Raw genomic sequence first — 15,106 nt, 5'->3', positions numbered from 1 at the left:
GCTGCCCCTCTCCCGGCCCCTGCTGACGCAGGGTCCACCCTCCCCCGCAGAGGGGGGAGGGTTCGCGCGTCGCGTTCTACTCGCCGGCCGCGCTCTTCGCCGCCGACTTCTTCGCCGGAGCCTTCTTGGCGGTCGTGCTCTTCGTCGCGGGTGCCTTGGCCGCCGCCTTCCGGGCCACCGGCTTGGGCGTCGCCGCCTCGCCCTCGGTCCCGTCGGCCGCCTCCGCCTTCGCGGTCTTGGCCTTCGCGGTCTTGGTCGCCGCCTTGGCAGGCGCCTTGCGCGCGCCCGCCTTCTTCTTCGTCCCGCCGCCGGCCTCGCGCCGCGCCGCGATCAGGCGCAACGCCTCGTCGAGGGTCACGGCCTCGGCGTCCGCCCCTTTCGGCAGGGTGGCGTTGATCTCGCCGTCGGTGACGTAGGCGCCGTAGCGGCCGGCCTTCACGGTGATCGGGGTGTCGCTGCCCGGCGCGGTGCCGATCACGCGGCCGGGATCCTGTGCCGGGCGCCGCCCGCCGCCCTGCTCCTTCTGGACGATCAGGTCGATGGCGCGGTTGGCGCCGACCTCCAGCACGTCGTCGTCCTTGCCGAGATTGGCGTAGGTCTTGCCGTGCTGCACGTAAGGACCGTAGCGGCCGATATTGGCCAGGATCGGCTCGCCGGTCTCCGGGTGACGCGCCACCTCGCGCGGCAGCGACAGGAGCTTGAGCGCCTTTTCCAGGTCGACCGCCGACGGCGACAGACCCTTGGGCAGGGAGGAGCGCTTCGGCTTCTCCGCCCCCTTCTCGGCGGAAGCCTCGCCGAGCTGCAGGAACGGGCCGAAGCGGCCGTCGCGCAGCGTCACCGGCAGGCCGGTCTCGGGATCGTCGCCGAGCACCCGCACGCCGGGCTGGCCGCCCTCGCCGGACCCCTCGCCGTCGCCGTCGAGGCCGGTGGCGTTGAGCTGGCGGGTGTACTTGCACTCGGGATAGTTCGAGCAGCCGACGAAGGCGCCGAACTTGCCGAGCTTGAGCGAGAGCTGGCCGCTGCCGCAGGTCGGGCAGGCGCGCGGGTTCGAGCCGTCGGCCTTGGCCGGGAAGATGTGCTCGGCCAGAAGCCCGTTCAGCGCCTCCAGCACCTCGGTGGTGCGCAGTTCCTTGGTGCCGGCGATCGCCGCGGAGAAGTCGCGCCAGAAGTCGCGCAGCACCGCACGCCAATCGATCTCGGCGTTCGAGACCCGGTCGAGCTGGCTCTCCAGGTCGGCGGTGAAGTCGTACTCGACGTAGCGGCGGAAGAAGCTCTCGAGGAAGCCGGTGACGATCCGGCCCTTGTCCTCGGGCACCAGGCGCTTCTTGTCGATCTTGACGTATTCGCGGTCGCGCAGGACCTGGAGCACAGCGGCGTAGGTCGAGGGCCGGCCGATGCCGAGCTCCTCCATCCGCTTGACCAGGCTCGCCTCGGAATAGCGCGGCGGCGGCTCGGTGAAGTGCTGGGTCGCGGCGATGCGCTCGCGGGTAAGCCCGTCGCCGGCCTTCATCGGCGGCAGGCGGCGCGATTCCTCGTCCTCCTCGTCGTCCTTGCCCTCCTGGTAGAGGGTGAGGAAGCCGTCGAACTTCACCACCTGGCCGGTGGCGCGCAGCTCGATGCGGCGCGGACCGACATTCGCGGCGATCTCGACCGTGGTGCGCTCCAGCTCCGCCGATTCCATCTGGCTCGCCACGGTGCGGATCCAGATCAGCTCGTAGAGCTTGGCCTGTTCCGGCTCGAGGAAGCGGGCGACGTCCTTCGGCAGCCGGGCGAGATCGGTCGGGCGCACCGCCTCGTGGGCTTCCTGAGCGTTCTTGGCCTTGACGCTGTACTTGCGGGGCGCCCCCGGCACGTAGGCGTCGCCATACTCCGCGCCGATCACCTGGCGCGCCTGGGCCACCGCCTCCGGCGCCATGTCGACGCCGTCGGTCCGCATGTAGGTGATGAGGCCGACGGTCTCGCCGCCGATCTCTGTGCCCTCGTAGAGGCGCTGCGCCACCCGCATGGTCTGGGCCGGCGCGAGGCCGAGCTTGCGCGAGGCCTCCTGCTGCAAGGTCGAGGTGGTGAAGGGCGGCTGAGGATGGCGCTTGGCGGGCTTGGCCTCGACCGACGCGACCGTGAAGGTGGCAAGCTCCAGGTCGCGCCGGAAGGCCTCGGCCTCGTCTGCCGTGCCGACGTCGAGGCGCTGGATGCGCTTGCCGTCGGCGCCCACCAGCCGCGCCTCGAACACCGCGCCGCTCTCGGTCTTGAGCGTCGCGACGATCGACCAGTATTCCCGCGGCTTGAAGGTCTCGATCTCGCGCTCGCGGTCGCAGACGAGGCGGAGCGCCACCGACTGCACGCGCCCCGCCGAGCGGGCGCCCGGGAGCTTGCGCCACAGGACCGGCGAGAGGTTGAAGCCGACGAGGTAATCCAGCGCCCGGCGCGCCAGGTAGGCATCGACGAGCGCCTGGTCGATCGCCCGCGGCTGGGCCATCGCGGTCGCGACCGCGTCCTTGGTGATGGCGTTGAAGGTGACGCGCTCGACGGGCACGTCCTTGAGCACCTTCTTGGCCTGGAGCGCCTCCAGGACGTGCCAGGAGATCGCCTCGCCCTCGCGGTCCGGGTCGGTCGCCAGGATCAGCTTGTCGGCGCCCTTCACGGCTTTCGCGATCTCGGCGACGCGCTTGGCCCCGCGATCCTCCAGCTCCCACAGCATATGGAAGTCCTGCTCGGGATCGACCGAGCCGTCTTTCGCCGGAAGATCCCGGATATGCCCGAACGAGGCCAGCACCTCGTAGTCGCTGCCGAGGTATTTATTGATTGTCTTGGCTTTCGCGGGCGACTCGACGACGACGACTTTCATGGACGGGTTGCCTCTTCGAAGAGCACACCGCGGCAGATCGGGCTTCAACTTGTGCGGGGCGGCTGGCGCGGATTTTCGCGCGGCGAAGCGGACAAGTGGGTGATGACGCGGCGCTTGTCAAATACCGCCGATGGTCCGAAGCGTTCCCGCAAGCCCGTCCTTGCGGGTGACGCCGAGCCCTCCTATAGCCCTGGTCTCAGGATGAGCACCCAGGCACCCCCCGGCTTCCCGCACCGCCACCTCCTCGGCATCGAGGGTCTGTCGCCCCTCGACATCGTGGCGCTCCTCGACCGTGCCGACGAGGCCGTCGAGATCAGCCGCCAGGTCGAGAAGAAGCGCACGACGTTGCGCGGACGCACCCAGATCAACCTGTTCTTCGAGCCTTCGACGCGGACCCAATCCTCGTTCGAGCTGGCCGGCAAGCGCCTCGGCGCCGACGTGATGAACATGTCGGTCGCCTCCTCGTCGGTGAAAAAGGGCGAGACCCTGATCGACACCGCCGCGACCCTGAACGCGATGCGCCCCGACATCATCGTGGTGCGCCACCACCAGGCCGGCGCGGTGCATCTGCTCGCCCGCAAGGTCGATTGCTCCGTGGTCAATGCCGGCGACGGCGCCCACGAGCACCCGACCCAGGCGCTCCTCGACGCGCTGACCATCCGCCGCAACAAGGGCCGGGTCGAGGGGCTGACGGTGGCGATCTGCGGCGACGTCCTGCATTCGCGGGTGGCGCGCTCGAACATCATCCTGCTCATGGCGCTCGGCGCCCGGGTGCGGGTGATCGGCCCCTCGACCCTGCTGCCGCCGGGCCTCGCCCGCTTCGGCGTCGAGGTGTTCACCGACATGCGCAAGGGCCTCGAGGGCGTCGACATCGTGATGATGCTGCGCCTCCAGCGCGAGCGGATGAACGGCTCCTTCGTGCCCTCGGTGAAGGAGTATTTTCGCTATTTCGGCCTCGATGGCGACAAGCTGCGCCACGCCAAGCCCGACGCGCTGGTGATGCATCCTGGCCCGATGAACCGCGGCGTCGAGATCTCGTCCGAGGTCGCGGATGGCGCGCAGTCGCTGATCCGGGAGCAGGTCGAGATGGGGGTCGCGGTGCGGATGGCCGTGCTGGAGGCGCTGGCGACCCACCTGCCGAACGCGTGACCGCCGCTTGACATGCCGCCGCGGGCCTTCGACCTTGACATCCAGGCGATCCGGCGGCGCCTCGAGCGGGAGGGCTGGCGGATCCGGCCCTCGAAGGGCCCGCACGACATCTACACCATGCCGGGACGCCCGCACGTCGCGGTGCCCCGGGGCCGCGGCAGCCTGCCGTCCGGGACCGCCCGGTCGATCGCGCGGCACGCCGGGTGGCTGGACGGGAGCGAGGAGCCGTGACCGCGTATATCGGCATACTGGAGAAGGAGCCCGGCACCCTGTGGGGCCTCTGGTTCCCCGACCTGCCGGGCTGCATCGCCGCCGGTGATTCGGCCGACGAGACCCTGGCGCAAGGAGCCGAGGCACTGGCGCAATGGTCGGCCCTGGCGCGGGAGGACGGCGCCCTCCTGCCGGCGCCCCGTTCCATCGAGGTCCTGCGGTTGGATCCGGACGTCGCCGGTGCTCTCGCCGCGGGCCACGTCGCGGTCGCCGTCAGGCCGCCGGCCGACGATCTCGGCCTCGACGACGCGCAGCTCCACGCTGTCGATCGGGCCGCCGAGCGGCGGGGCCTGACGCGCAGCGGCCTCGTGCGGGCGCTGGTGCTCGACGAGATCGCCGGCTGATCCCGCCCGCGTCTCTCCTTCCTTACTTCCCGCTTCGTAGGCCGATGTCACCCTCCTGCCTTCTCCTCACCAACGCCCACCTGATCGACCCCGCCACCGGCCGCGAAGGCCCGGGCGCGGTGCTCGTCCGCGATCAATCGATCGCCGAGGTCCATTGGGGCACACCCGCCGCCCTGCCCGAGGGCGCCGAGGTGATCGAGTGCGGCGGGCAGGTGCTCACCGCCGGTCTCGTCGACCTGCGCGCCTTCGTGGGCGAGCCGGGCGCCGAGCACCGCGAGACCCTGGCGAGCGCCAGCGCGGCGGCCGCGGCCGGCGGCGTGACCACGCTCGTGTGCATGCCCGAGACCAACCCGCCGATCGACGAGCCGGCCATCGTCGATTTCGTGCTGCGGCGCGCCCGCGACACCGCCAGCACCCACGTCTTGCCCGCCGCCGCGATCACCAAGGGCCTCGCCGGCCAGGTGATGACCGAGTTCGGCCTGCTCACCGAGGCCGGCGCCGTCGCCTTCACCGATGGGCTCAAGGCCGTCACCAACGCCCAGGTGATGCGCCGCGCCCTGACCTATGCCCGCGATTTCGGCGTCCTGCTGATGCAGCACGTCGAGGAGCCGACGCTCGTCGGCGACGGGGTGATGAACGAGGGCGAGATGGCCTCGCGGCTGGGGCTCCACGGCATCCCGCGGGAGGCCGAGACGATCCTTCTCGAGCGCGACATCCGCCTCGTGCGCCTGACCGGCGGGCGCTACCACGCGGCGATGATCTCGTGCGCCGACTCGGTCGAGATCGTGCGCCGCGCCAAGGAAGCCGGGCTTCCCGTCACCTGCGGCGTCTCGGTCAACAACCTGGTGCTGAACGAGAACGACATCGGCCACTACCGCACCTTCTGCAAGCTCTCGCCGCCGCTCCGCACCGAGGCCGACCGGCAGGCGGTGGTCGCGGCGCTCAACGAGGGCGTGATCGACGTGATCGTCTCCGATCACAACCCGCAGGACGTCGAGACCAAGCGCCTGCCCTTCGCCGAGGCCGCCGACGGGGCGCTCGGGATCGAGACGCTGCTCGCCGCCGCCTTGCGCCTCGTGCATGCCGGCGACGTCTCGCTGCCGCGGCTGCTCGCCGCCCTCTCCGCCGCCCCGTCGCGGGTGCTCGGCCGCGAGACCGGACGCCTTAGCCCCGGCGCTCCGGCCGACCTCGTGCTGATCGACCCGGATGCTCCTTACGTCCTCGACAAGCGCCAGCTGAAGTCGCGCTCGAAGAACTCGCCCTTCGACGAGGCGCGGCTGCAGGGGCTGGCCTCGCTGACCATGGTCGCCGGCCGCATCGTCCACCGCAGCGAGGAGACGCGCTGATGGCGCCGGACTGGACGCTCATCGCCCTCTGGCTCGCCGTCGGCTACCTCTTCGGTGCGATTCCCTTCGGCCTCATCCTCACGCGCTTTGCCGGCCTCGGCGACGTACGGGCGATCGGCTCGGGCAATATCGGCGCCACCAACGTGCTGCGCACCGGCCGCAAAGGGCTCGCCGCCGCGACGCTGCTGGGCGACGCGCTGAAGGGCACCGCCGCGGTGGTGCTCGCATCCCGCCTCGGCGGGCAGGAAGCGGCCATGGCGGCGGGACTCGGCTCCTTCCTCGGCCACCTCTTCCCGGTCTGGCTCGGCTTCAAGGGCGGCAAGGGCGTCGCCACCTTCATCGGCGTGCTGCTCGGCCTGTTTCCCCTCGGCGTGCTGGTCTTCGCCGTGATCTGGATCGGCCTCGCATTCCTGCTGCGCTACTCCTCGGCTTCCGCGCTCGCCGCATCGGCCGCCACCCCCGTCGCCCTGTGGGCCCTCGGTCAGGGGCGCCTCGCGGTGCTGTTCTGCGTGCTGGCCCTGCTGCTATGGTGGAAGCACACCCCCAATATCCGCCGCCTCGTGGCGGGGACGGAGGGGCGCATCGGGCAGAAGGGCTGAAGGTCTGACAACGACCCTCACCCAAGGTTCGGCGGATCGCCGAGGGGAGAGGGTCTTGCAGTTAAGCGACGCACAGCGCCTCGACTGGCTCCGGCTGATCCGCTCCGAGGGCGTCGGGCCGCGCACCTTCCGGGGGCTTGTGAACAAGTTCGGCGGGGCCGGGCCGGCGCTCAAAGCCCTGCCGGGCCTCGCCAAGGCCCGCGGCAAGCCGATCCGGATCACCACCAAGGCGGAAGCCGAGCGCGAGATCGCGGCGGCGGCCCGGATCGGCGCCCGCTTCGTGGCGATGGGCGAGCCCGATTATCCCCTGCCGCTCCAGGCCACCGCCGATGCGCCGCCTCTGGTCTCCTTGCGCGGCGATTCCGCCTGCCTGAAGCGGCCCTCCGTCGCCATCGTCGGCTCGCGCAATGCGTCCGCGGCCGGTCTCACCTTCACCGAGCGCCTGTCGCACGCGCTCGGCGGCGAAGGGCTGGTGATCGTCTCAGGATTGGCCCGCGGCGTCGATGCCCGCGCCCACAAGGCGGCGCTCCAGAGCGGCACCGTCGCGGTTCTGGCCGGCGGGCACGACCGGATCTATCCCTCCGAGCACGAGGAGCTGGTCGCGCGCATCCTCGACAATGGTGGTGCGATCGTCGCCGAGATGCCGATGGGCTGGGAGCCCCGCGGCCGCGACTTCCCGCGCCGCAACCGCATCATCTCGGGGCTGTCCCTCGGCACGATCGTGGTCGAGGCGGCGCGGCGCTCCGGCTCGCTCATCACCGCCCGCTTCGCCCTGGAGCAGGGCCGCGAGGTCTTCGCCGTGCCGGGCTCGCCCCTCGATCCCCGGGCGGAGGGCACCAACGACCTGATCCGCGACGGCGCCACCCTCTGCGCCGCCCCCGAGCACGTCATGGCGGTGCTCGGCCCCCTGATCGGCGGGCCGGCGCCGGACACGGGAGCAGAGGAGGCGGCGGACCGGCCGGAGCCGGCGCTCTACTGGGACGAGATCGATTTCTCCGCCGAGCCGGTCACCGCCATGGCGGCCGAGCCGGCGCAACGCCTCCTCGACGAGACCCCGCCGGTTTCGCTGCGCCAGGACGAGCGGACGATCCTCCTCGAACTCCTCGGCCCGTCGCCGGTGCCGGTCGATGCCCTGGCGCGGCAGGCCGGGCTGTCGGCCCGGGTGGTCCAGGGTTTGTTGATGGAACTGGAACTCGACGGGAAGATCTGGCGGCATCCGGGTGGGGCGGTGTCGCTGCGATGAGAGGCGCGCGCGAAATCGCGCTGTGATACGAAATCCGGAAGATCACTTCCGGATTTCGTATCATCAGCCCGCGCGGCGCCTGAGCGAAGCCGCTTTCCGCATCGCGAAGCGATCAATCGGAAAGCGTATGATTTGCATCGGCGCTCCAGAAGAGCGCGCTTCCCCTCTCCCGTGCGGGAGACGGGATCCCGCGACTTCCTGGTTTCGCGGAAACTCTATGACATTCTCTCGCCCCGGTGCATCGCCTCGACCGGCTCCGTAAATCGTCCGTCCGGCCCATGCAGCACCAGGGCCGGCGCCAAGGCGAAGGGCGCCCGGCTGCCGCGCACCCCCGCCACGAGCACGCGGATCGCCGGAGACTCCGCCCGCGGCTGAATCGGCGTGACCTCGATCGAGCCGAACCGGCCCGCCATGGCGTCGAGGCAGGCCGGCAGGGCATCGGCCCGGTGGATCAGCACCAGCCGGCCGCCGGGGCGCAGCAGGTCGGCGCAGGTGCGAAGCCACGCCTCCAGGCCGCCGGGTTCCGTGAAGCCGTGCGCCGCGGCCCGGACTGCGACCGGCGAGGCGCGGTGCCGCCCGGCCTCGAAGAAGGGTGGGTTGGTGAGAAGCAGGTCGACCGAATCGGGCAGGAGACCGGCGGCGCGGCGCTCGCGGCCCGGCGCGGTCACGTCGGCCTCGATCACCCGGACGCGGGAGGCGAGCCCGTTTTCCTGCACGTTGACGCGCGCGAGATTCGCAGCCTCCGGGTCGCGCTCGATCAGCATCACCTGCGCCGCCGGGCAGGCCAGCGCGACCGCGAGCCCGACCGCGCCGGTGCCGGCCCCGAGGTCGCACACCGTCTCGCCGGGTCGGGCACCGGCGCTCGCGGCGAGCAGCACCGCGTCGGTCCCGGCCCGGTGGGCGCCCCGCGGCGGCTGGCGCAAGGTGAGCCGTCCGCCGAGCCAGGATTCAGCGGGGGGAGGGGCCTCGCTCACGGGTGCCGCAGCTCGTGCGCGAGGCCCGCATCGGTGAGGATGCGCCGGGCCTGGCGGGCATGGTCCTCCGGTACCAGCAGCCGGCGCGGGAAGGCGCCGATCATGCCCTCCATCACGCTGATGTGGTTGTCGGCCACCAGAACCGGGATCTCGGCGCCGGTGAGAAGGGATTCCGCGAAGCCGATCAGGACGAGATCGTTGGTGCGGATCAGCTCGATCATGGGGTTTGCGCGGGTTCCTGCTCGGATCGCGGCGGCCATACCACAGTGTCGCGCCGGTTGCTGCGCATCCCCAGGCCGCGGCACCCGCTTCAGGGCCTTGCGGCAGCTTGCGTGTTGCCGCCGGGGGCGCTCGCGTGCCAAAGGGGGCGGGAGTAGACCGAGGCGCCCCGGGGTTCGGGGCGGCGCTGAGGAGATCGCGCGGGCGTGGGCGTCGTACTTCCCCTTCAGGACAGACCCTCCGATCCGGAGGCCAGCCTCGATGCCCTGGTGGGGCTCGTGGCCGGCGGGATGGAGCGCGTCAACGCGATGATCCTGTCGCGCACCGGCTCCGACGTGACGATGATCCCGGAGGTCGCCAACCACCTGATCTCCTCGGGCGGCAAGCGCCTGCGCCCGATCCTGACCCTCGCCACGGCCTCGCTGTCGGGCTACGACCCGGCGAGCGACGGCGACGTCAAGCTCGCCGCCAGCGTCGAGTTCATGCACACGGCGACGCTCTTGCACGACGATGTCGTCGACGAGAGCGACATGCGCCGCGGCAAGGTCGCGGCTCGGATCAAGTGGGGCAACGAGGCCAGCGTCCTCGTCGGCGATTTTCTGCTCGGTCAGGCCTTCAAGATGATGGTCGAGGTCGGCTCGCTGCGCGCCCTCGACATTCTCTCGTCGGCCGCCTCGGTGATCGCCGAGGGCGAGGTGATGCAGCTCACCGCCGCCCGCTCGACCGAGACCACCGAGGACGAGTACCTGGCGGTGATCCGCGCGAAGACCGCCGAATTGTTCGCCGCCGCCTGCGAGGTCGGCCCGGTCATCGCCGCGCGCCCGATGCCTGAGATCGCCGCCTGCCGCAGCTACGGCATGAATCTCGGCATCGCCTTCCAGCTCGTCGACGACGCCCTCGATTACGGCGGCACCAGCGCCGATCTCGGCAAGAATGTCGGCGACGACTTTCGCGAGGGCAAGATCACCCTGCCGGTGGTGCTGTCGTTCCGCCGCGGCAGCGACGAGGAGCAGGACTTCTGGCGCCGCACCCTGGAGCGCCAGGAGATCGCGGAGCCCGCCGACCTCGAGACTGCGATCGCGATCATGCGCCGCCACCACGCCCTCGAGGACACGATCGCGCGCGCGCGTCAGTACGGCGACCGGGCCAAGGACGCGCTGGCGCTGTTCCCGCCCTCGCCGATCAAGCAGGCGCTGATCGAGGCGGTGGATTTCTGCATCGCGCGGGCCCGGTAGACCGGGCGCGGCAGCCGGCGCGGGCCGGCGAGGCCTCCGGTCCGCCCGTGACGCGCCCGTCGCCCGGACGGGTCTCCTACTTCGTCGCGCCGGGCGGCGCCGCGAGCACGCGGTAGACGCCGTCCGGATCGTCGCGGGGCTCCGCCACCGCCCGCTTCAAGTCCGCGACGATGCGGGCGGCGACCGGCAGGCGGTAATGCAGGGCGTCCCAGTAATTCGTGTCGTCCCGCGTCACCGCCGACGGGATGCGGAAATCGACCACGGTCGCGCCGTGCCGCCGGGCGATCGCGGTGACCTGCGCCTTGCACGTCGCCTCGCGCGCCGCGGCGGCGCTGCCGGGCTCTGGCTGCGCCGCCACGTTGACCGGCATGAAGGCGACGAGCTTGAGCCCGTCCGCCGGGACGAGGCCGAGGAGTGCGTCGAGCCAGGGCAGGGCCGGCAAGGAAACGGCCTGCCCGGGGGCATTCGCATCGCCCGTCGTCTCGGGGGGGGAACCGTCGCCATGGATGTGGGCGGCGGCCCGCGCGGCGTCGTAGCGGGATTCCGGCGGCGTGAAGACCTCGTAGCCGTCGCCGCGGATGCGCGCCGGCATCCGTCCGAGGGCGTGGAGCAGCACCCGGCCGGCGATCTCGGCACTCTGCTGGTTCCACTGACGGAACGGTGCATCCCAACCGAGCGGCTCCCGGTACAGCCAGGGCGGGAAGGCCCGGAAGGTCAGGCGCTTCATGTCGGCATCCGCCTCGCACCACGGTGCGTCGAGGCCGAACACCACCGCTTTCGCGGGCGCCCGCGCGAGGAAGAGCCGCGCGAGCTGCGTCTGTTCCCAGGGCGTCGCCGCGTTCATGGCGAGGTTGGCGAAGCGGCCGCCGAAGGCCCGGTCGAGGGCCTGCGGGTCGAGGAGGCGAGCGGTCGAGGTCCCGAACACCGCCGCGTCATAGGCGCCGCTCCGCACCACCTGCGGGTACATGAAGCGCTGGTTGAGATCCAGGATCGGTCCCGGTGCCCGCCCCGGGGCGGCGCGCAGGCCGTAGGGGTCGAGGATCGTCACGAAGGCGAGCACGCCCAGCCCCAGGGCTCCGGCCGCGCCGAGGAGGAGGCCGGCGAAACGCCGCCAGGGGGCGGGAGCGGCGGGCGTTGCGGTATCTGGCAGCATCGGGACGCCGGTTGATGTGGGCGGCCCTGGTCTCCCGGTTGACCCGGCCGCGTCAACCCCCTATGTCCGCCCTTGTCCCAAGCAGGATCGGGCCGGCCCACCAGCGCCGCGCCATCGTCCGGGACGCGGGCGCGTAGCTCAGCTGGTAGAGCAACGGACTTTTAATCTGTAGGTCCTGGGTTCGAGTCCCAGCGCGCTCACCAATAATTCCTTTTGCAGCCTCTATAAAATCTTTCTCCTCTTGTTGCCAGTGGCACTTCAGTTGCCAATTCCGGTCGAGTGGTTGCCAAACTCACTCCGGGTTCCGCGCCGATGCGCCGGGTCCGAAGAGGTTCTTCCGGGTCTCCGCCCACCCCTCCTCAAGCTTCCGCATGGCGTTCACAGCGAGCCGACGCTTGTTCACGTCGCGGCTGTAGTGGCGCACCATCTGCTCGGACATCTCGACGATCGCCGACACCTCAGCCTCAGTGCAGCCGGTCTCCAGCAGCATGTTGACGGCGTTCTTGCGCAGGCCGTGGAACACGAAGCCCGCCTCGCGCAGGCGCGCCATCGCTGCCTTCTTTGCCGGCGGGGCTGAGGTCGGCTGGCCCTTCGCGTTCACGCTGGTGAGGTCGCGCTGCCATGCCGTGCGGTAGGCGGCCAGCGTCCAGGGTGCGCCGTCCTCGCGCAGGTGGAGGGCGGCATGATCGACGTGGGTGCGCTCCAGGATCTGGCGGTACTCGGAATGGATCGGGACGTAGACCTGCGCGCCTGTCTTGCGGGCGATCAGCTCGACGGCGTCGGCGCCCTTCGCCGGCCTGACCATCGGGATCACGTCGACCGAGCGCTGGCCGGTGTAGAGGGCGGAGTAGACGGGTAGCTGCAGGCCGATTCGCGCGTGCTCGAAGAACAGCTCGAAAGCCCAATCCGGCCACGGCTCGTGCGGGTCGACCGTATGCACCACCTTCTCGGTCGCCTCGACGACGTTGGTGGTCGAGAAGCCGCGCGGGATGCCGAAGGCGATCAGCCGGGAGAGCACCGCGCGGAAGTAGCGGGCGACGGCCGGCGTCGATTGGAAGCTGTCGATCGCCTTCTGCGCGTCCACCGTGGTGAGGTCGGCCACGGGATCGTCGCCCCAGAATTCGGCGATCAAGCGCAGATGGCGCTCGTAATCGCGGCGGGTGAGCGCCGAGAGCCTCGTGTACGCGGCATGCTCGCGGTAGACCCCGACCAGCGCCCGGAAGGTCTTGCGCTCGGCTGCATCGCCGAGGCGCTCGCGCGCCTCGGCGGCGTCGAGCGCGGTCCAGAACCCGTTGATGCCATCACTGCCGTGCGGGTCGGGCAGGGGATAGCGGCGTCCGCTCGCGGCGATCCAGGCCCAGGTCCAGCCGTCCCCGGTGCGGACGGCGTCCAGCCCGGCGCATTGCTGGCAGCGCGCCCAGAACTCCGGCGCCTGCGGCCCGAAGGGCAGCGCCAGGCGGGGCCATTCCCGCGGCGTGCTGCGGTAGCGCTCGTAATAGTAGAAGACGCGCCCGTTGGGCTTGGTGCGCGCCCTGACGTAGCGCGGCAGCTCAACCATGCCGCCGGCGCTCCTGGGCCTCGACAAACCGGTCTCCCATGCTCTTGCGAGGCGGCGCCTCGGGCGGGGTGGGCGCAGGCGCCAACTCGGGGAAGAGGTCGGGGCGCTGGCGCATGCGCCAGCGGTCGACCGCTTCGAGGTCGTACATGCCGGTGGTCTCGTCCGGAGCCGGGAAGCCTCGGGCGAGGAGCTTCGGCCGGCAGGCCTCGAACTGCGGCAGAGTGAGGCAGAGACGGCGCGCGATCTTGTCGGCCGGCGCGTAGGCCGGATCGACCCGGAATCGGATCGCTGGCGCCCGGGGCTGGCTTCTAGGCATCGCGCCGCCTCCGGCCTCGTGCCAGCCACTCCGCCCGCAGGTAGGGCCGCTCGGAGAGCACCACCTCGGGCGGGCGCCACGACGCCCGGCCGGCGCGCTCCGCCAGGTCCTCGGCCCGGAAGATCGCAGCGAGCCGGTTGAGCAGGCTGATGAGCTTGAGCCCCTTGGCGAGCGGACGCTCGAACCGGTGCGGCATGAACAGGTCGTAGAGCTCGGCGCCCCGCTTGAGCCGCCGGTTGTTCCAGGCCTGCCGGCAGGCCGTGGCGCAGAACTGCGATGCCCGTTCGGAGGCCTCGTAGGGCTTGCCGCATTCCAGGCAGGTGCGCAGGGGGCGGACGGGGCCGTTCTGGCCGCCCTGGCCCGCCTGAGGGGTGGCGTTTAAACGGCAGGCGTCAGGCATCCGCTGAGGGCTCCGCGTGGGCGAGTTCGGTGCAGGCGTCCTCGGCGACCTGGAAGGCGGCCATCGCCGCGTCCGAGGTCTCGGCGATCGGAGCGAGGATCGCGGCGATCGCCTCGAGGGCTGACCGCGCAACCTCGGTCGCGGCGGCGGGTGAGCGCGGCGCGGTCGCATTCAGGGCGGTGATCAGCATCGCGGCGACGCTGAGTACCCGCTGATCGGGCCAGGTGCCCTCGGTGTCGACCGTGAAGACCGCCATGCCGTCGGCGTCGCGCACGACCCCGAGTTCGTCCGATTCTTCGCTCAAGGCCAGGGGAAGCCGGATCTGCCGGGCGGCGAGGGCGTCACGCATGGCGTGCCCCCGGCATCGCGCCGTGCTCGACGCCGTCGAGGTGGCGGCCGGTCGCCTTCTTGCCGAGCCGTTGCATCCATACGGGGGCATCACCCCCCGATTCGAGCTGCGATCCATCCCCACCGGTCGACGTGACCTTGCGCAGCGGCACGCCGTCGACGGCCGGATAGCCCAGGCTCTCCGGGCCACGGGGCGCCCACTCGCCCCACTGCTTGAAAAAGTACGGGATGCCGTTCGTCGCGCAGAAGTCGCGGGCATCCCGGTGACAGGAGGGATGGCTCGGCCGGGCACGCGGCCCGCTCTCGCCACCGGAGATCAACCAGGCCAGGAACTCCCATCCGGTCCAGTCGACAAGCGCGAGGGCTGGCTCGTAGGAGACGAACGTGCGCCAGCCGGCGTCTGCCAGCATCGCCATAGGATGCCGGCGCTCGTCGGCCCGGTCCTGATCCTCGACGGAGGTGCCAAGCAAGACGTTCGGCAGCACATCGGGCCAGCAGGCCATGCCGCCTGTCCAATCGAAGAGCGGGTAGGCGGCCCCGGCCGGAGGCGGCCCCATCGCGTCGAGCATGTCGGCGAAGAGCTGTCCGCGCCCGGACTTGTGCGCCTTGCGCACTTCCTCCGGTCCGTGCGCGCCCTTGAAGTTCCAGTCCTCGTCCGGGTTCACCTCGGCCCACTTGTTGAAGAAGGCGTGCATCCGCGCCGGGCGCTTGGTCAAAATCTGGAAGGTGTGCTGGCGGGTCTGCGCCATGACCCACAGGACGCGCATGATCTGCCCGTCCGTCACACCCTCGTGAAAGAGATCGGACATCGAGTTCACGAAGATCCGGCGCGGCGCTCGCCAGCGCATCGGCAGGGCCAGGGCCTCTTCCACGAACACGATCCGGCCGGTCCACCGGGGCTTGCCGCCTCGCATCTCGGCCAAGCCGTGATAGGGCTGGGCCGGCCTGTCGCCTTTGGCGGGCTGGCTGAAGCGGGCGGCGACGACCTCGGCATAGCAGCCGCCATGCGGACCCGGGCCGCCGCACCCGGGCGACACGCGCGTGCAGCCGCGCACCGGATTCCAGGTCGCATCGGTCCATTCGATCGCGCTGTTGTCGGCCATGGTA

16 protein-coding genes and 1 tRNA gene are annotated in these 15,106 nt (G+C 71.1%); 8 read left to right on the top strand and 9 right to left on the bottom strand.

The window, feature by feature from the left end; translation table 11 throughout:
- Nucleotides 1–76: 76 nt before the first annotated feature.
- Nucleotides 77–2,845, bottom strand: a complete 2,769-nt coding sequence (gene topA, locus AC3AOF_RS10545) for a type I DNA topoisomerase (RefSeq protein WP_236992269.1) — start codon at nucleotides 2,843–2,845, stop codon at nucleotides 77–79.
- A gap of 201 nt (nucleotides 2,846–3,046) precedes the next feature.
- Between topA and AC3AOF_RS10540 the strand changes: the two genes are divergently transcribed.
- Genes AC3AOF_RS10540 through dprA form a run of 6 tightly spaced genes read left to right on the top strand, consistent with a single transcriptional unit; the run spans nucleotide 3,047 to nucleotide 7,796 of the window.
- Nucleotides 3,047–3,994: an aspartate carbamoyltransferase catalytic subunit gene (locus AC3AOF_RS10540; RefSeq protein ID WP_488348491.1), complete on the top strand. Its 948-nt coding sequence runs from the start codon at nucleotides 3,047–3,049 to the stop codon at nucleotides 3,992–3,994.
- A gap of 12 nt (nucleotides 3,995–4,006) precedes the next feature.
- Nucleotides 4,007–4,225, top strand: a complete 219-nt coding sequence (locus AC3AOF_RS10535; RefSeq protein ID WP_488348490.1) for a type II toxin-antitoxin system HicA family toxin — start codon at nucleotides 4,007–4,009, stop codon at nucleotides 4,223–4,225.
- Nucleotides 4,222–4,608, top strand: a complete 387-nt coding sequence (locus AC3AOF_RS10530; RefSeq protein WP_488348489.1) for a type II toxin-antitoxin system HicB family antitoxin — start codon at nucleotides 4,222–4,224, stop codon at nucleotides 4,606–4,608. The genes AC3AOF_RS10535 and AC3AOF_RS10530 overlap by 4 nt, the downstream gene beginning before the upstream one ends.
- Before the next feature lie 44 nt (nucleotides 4,609–4,652).
- Nucleotides 4,653–5,954, top strand: a complete 1,302-nt coding sequence (locus tag AC3AOF_RS10525) for a dihydroorotase (RefSeq protein WP_236992265.1) — start codon at nucleotides 4,653–4,655, stop codon at nucleotides 5,952–5,954.
- A complete protein-coding gene (plsY, locus tag AC3AOF_RS10520; RefSeq protein ID WP_236992264.1) occupies nucleotides 5,954–6,553 on the top strand; it encodes a glycerol-3-phosphate 1-O-acyltransferase PlsY in 600 nt (199 codons plus the stop codon). Before AC3AOF_RS10525 ends, plsY begins: the two co-directional genes overlap by 1 nt.
- A 55-nt stretch (nucleotides 6,554–6,608) precedes the next feature.
- Nucleotides 6,609–7,796 carry a DNA-processing protein DprA gene (gene dprA, locus AC3AOF_RS10515; protein ID WP_488348488.1) on the top strand — a complete coding sequence of 396 codons (1,188 nt, stop codon included), beginning with the start codon at nucleotides 6,609–6,611 and terminating at the stop codon, nucleotides 7,794–7,796.
- A gap of 215 nt (nucleotides 7,797–8,011) precedes the next feature.
- Here the strand turns inward: dprA and AC3AOF_RS10510 are convergent, their stop codons facing one another.
- Both AC3AOF_RS10510 and AC3AOF_RS10505 read right to left on the bottom strand, forming a co-directional pair.
- Nucleotides 8,012–8,770: a tRNA1(Val) (adenine(37)-N6)-methyltransferase gene (locus tag AC3AOF_RS10510; RefSeq protein ID WP_236992262.1), complete on the bottom strand. Its 759-nt coding sequence runs from the start codon at nucleotides 8,768–8,770 to the stop codon at nucleotides 8,012–8,014.
- Nucleotides 8,767–8,991, bottom strand: coding sequence for a putative signal transducing protein (locus AC3AOF_RS10505; protein ID WP_109975457.1), 225 nt, complete (start codon nucleotides 8,989–8,991; stop codon nucleotides 8,767–8,769). The genes AC3AOF_RS10510 and AC3AOF_RS10505 overlap by 4 nt, the downstream gene beginning before the upstream one ends.
- A gap of 204 nt (nucleotides 8,992–9,195) precedes the next feature.
- On the opposite strand from AC3AOF_RS10505, the gene AC3AOF_RS10500 reads away from it, so the two are divergent.
- Nucleotides 9,196–10,224, top strand: a complete 1,029-nt coding sequence (locus tag AC3AOF_RS10500; protein WP_488348487.1) for a polyprenyl synthetase family protein — start codon at nucleotides 9,196–9,198, stop codon at nucleotides 10,222–10,224.
- Between the two features lie 76 nt (nucleotides 10,225–10,300).
- Here the strand turns inward: AC3AOF_RS10500 and AC3AOF_RS10495 are convergent, their stop codons facing one another.
- Nucleotides 10,301–11,377: a hypothetical protein gene (locus AC3AOF_RS10495; RefSeq protein ID WP_488348486.1), complete on the bottom strand. Its 1,077-nt coding sequence runs from the start codon at nucleotides 11,375–11,377 to the stop codon at nucleotides 10,301–10,303.
- 127 nt (nucleotides 11,378–11,504) lie between these two features.
- Here AC3AOF_RS10495 and AC3AOF_RS10490 point away from each other — a divergent pair.
- Nucleotides 11,505–11,580: transfer RNA gene (locus AC3AOF_RS10490), tRNA-Lys, on the top strand.
- 89 nt (nucleotides 11,581–11,669) lie between these two features.
- Here AC3AOF_RS10490 and AC3AOF_RS10485 read toward each other — a convergent pair.
- From AC3AOF_RS10485 to AC3AOF_RS10465, 5 genes are read right to left on the bottom strand one after another with little or no spacing between them, the layout of a single operon-like run.
- Complete coding sequence (locus AC3AOF_RS10485) at nucleotides 11,670–12,935, bottom strand: site-specific integrase (protein ID WP_488348485.1); 1,266 nt, start codon at nucleotides 12,933–12,935, stop codon at nucleotides 11,670–11,672.
- Complete coding sequence (locus tag AC3AOF_RS10480; protein ID WP_488348484.1) at nucleotides 12,928–13,251, bottom strand: hypothetical protein; 324 nt, start codon at nucleotides 13,249–13,251, stop codon at nucleotides 12,928–12,930. The genes AC3AOF_RS10485 and AC3AOF_RS10480 overlap by 8 nt, the downstream gene beginning before the upstream one ends.
- Entirely contained in the window at nucleotides 13,244–13,651 is a 408-nt protein-coding gene (locus AC3AOF_RS10475; RefSeq protein ID WP_488348483.1) for a hypothetical protein, read from the bottom strand. Before AC3AOF_RS10475 ends, AC3AOF_RS10480 begins: the two co-directional genes overlap by 8 nt.
- The gene (locus AC3AOF_RS10470; RefSeq protein ID WP_488348482.1) at nucleotides 13,644–14,000 is read right to left on the bottom strand and encodes a hypothetical protein; all 357 of its coding nucleotides are present in this window, start codon (nucleotides 13,998–14,000) and stop codon (nucleotides 13,644–13,646) included. Before AC3AOF_RS10470 ends, AC3AOF_RS10475 begins: the two co-directional genes overlap by 8 nt.
- Nucleotides 13,993–15,102, bottom strand: coding sequence for a DUF5131 family protein (locus tag AC3AOF_RS10465; protein WP_488348481.1), 1,110 nt, complete (start codon nucleotides 15,100–15,102; stop codon nucleotides 13,993–13,995). Before AC3AOF_RS10465 ends, AC3AOF_RS10470 begins: the two co-directional genes overlap by 8 nt.
- Between the last annotated feature and the right edge of the window lie 4 nt (nucleotides 15,103–15,106).

The sequence above is a fragment of the Methylobacterium sp. 142-1Y genome, from assembly GCF_057747795.1.
This window is presented reverse-complemented; position numbering and strand designations above follow the sequence as displayed.

What these genes read in the sequence shown, in the direction of transcription:
- topA (WP_236992269.1), bottom strand. Translation starts at nt 2,845, where the DNA reads ATGAAAGTCGTCGTCGTCGAGTCGCCCGCGAAAGCCAAGACAATCAAT.
- AC3AOF_RS10540 (WP_488348491.1), top strand. Translation starts at nt 3,047, where the DNA reads ATGAGCACCCAGGCACCCCCCGGCTTCCCGCACCGCCACCTCCTCGGC.
- AC3AOF_RS10535 (WP_488348490.1), top strand. Translation starts at nt 4,007, where the DNA reads ATGCCGCCGCGGGCCTTCGACCTTGACATCCAGGCGATCCGGCGGCGC.
- AC3AOF_RS10525 (WP_236992265.1), top strand. Translation starts at nt 4,653, where the DNA reads ATGTCACCCTCCTGCCTTCTCCTCACCAACGCCCACCTGATCGACCCC.
- plsY (WP_236992264.1), top strand. Translation starts at nt 5,954, where the DNA reads ATGGCGCCGGACTGGACGCTCATCGCCCTCTGGCTCGCCGTCGGCTAC.
- AC3AOF_RS10505 (WP_109975457.1), bottom strand. Translation starts at nt 8,991, where the DNA reads ATGATCGAGCTGATCCGCACCAACGATCTCGTCCTGATCGGCTTCGCG.
- AC3AOF_RS10495 (WP_488348486.1), bottom strand. Translation starts at nt 11,377, where the DNA reads ATGCTGCCAGATACCGCAACGCCCGCCGCTCCCGCCCCCTGGCGGCGT.
- AC3AOF_RS10485 (WP_488348485.1), bottom strand. Translation starts at nt 12,935, where the DNA reads ATGGTTGAGCTGCCGCGCTACGTCAGGGCGCGCACCAAGCCCAACGGG.
- AC3AOF_RS10480 (WP_488348484.1), bottom strand. Translation starts at nt 13,251, where the DNA reads ATGCCTAGAAGCCAGCCCCGGGCGCCAGCGATCCGATTCCGGGTCGAT.
- AC3AOF_RS10475 (WP_488348483.1), bottom strand. Translation starts at nt 13,651, where the DNA reads ATGCCTGACGCCTGCCGTTTAAACGCCACCCCTCAGGCGGGCCAGGGC.
- AC3AOF_RS10470 (WP_488348482.1), bottom strand. Translation starts at nt 14,000, where the DNA reads ATGCGTGACGCCCTCGCCGCCCGGCAGATCCGGCTTCCCCTGGCCTTG.
- AC3AOF_RS10465 (WP_488348481.1), bottom strand. Translation starts at nt 15,102, where the DNA reads ATGGCCGACAACAGCGCGATCGAATGGACCGATGCGACCTGGAATCCG.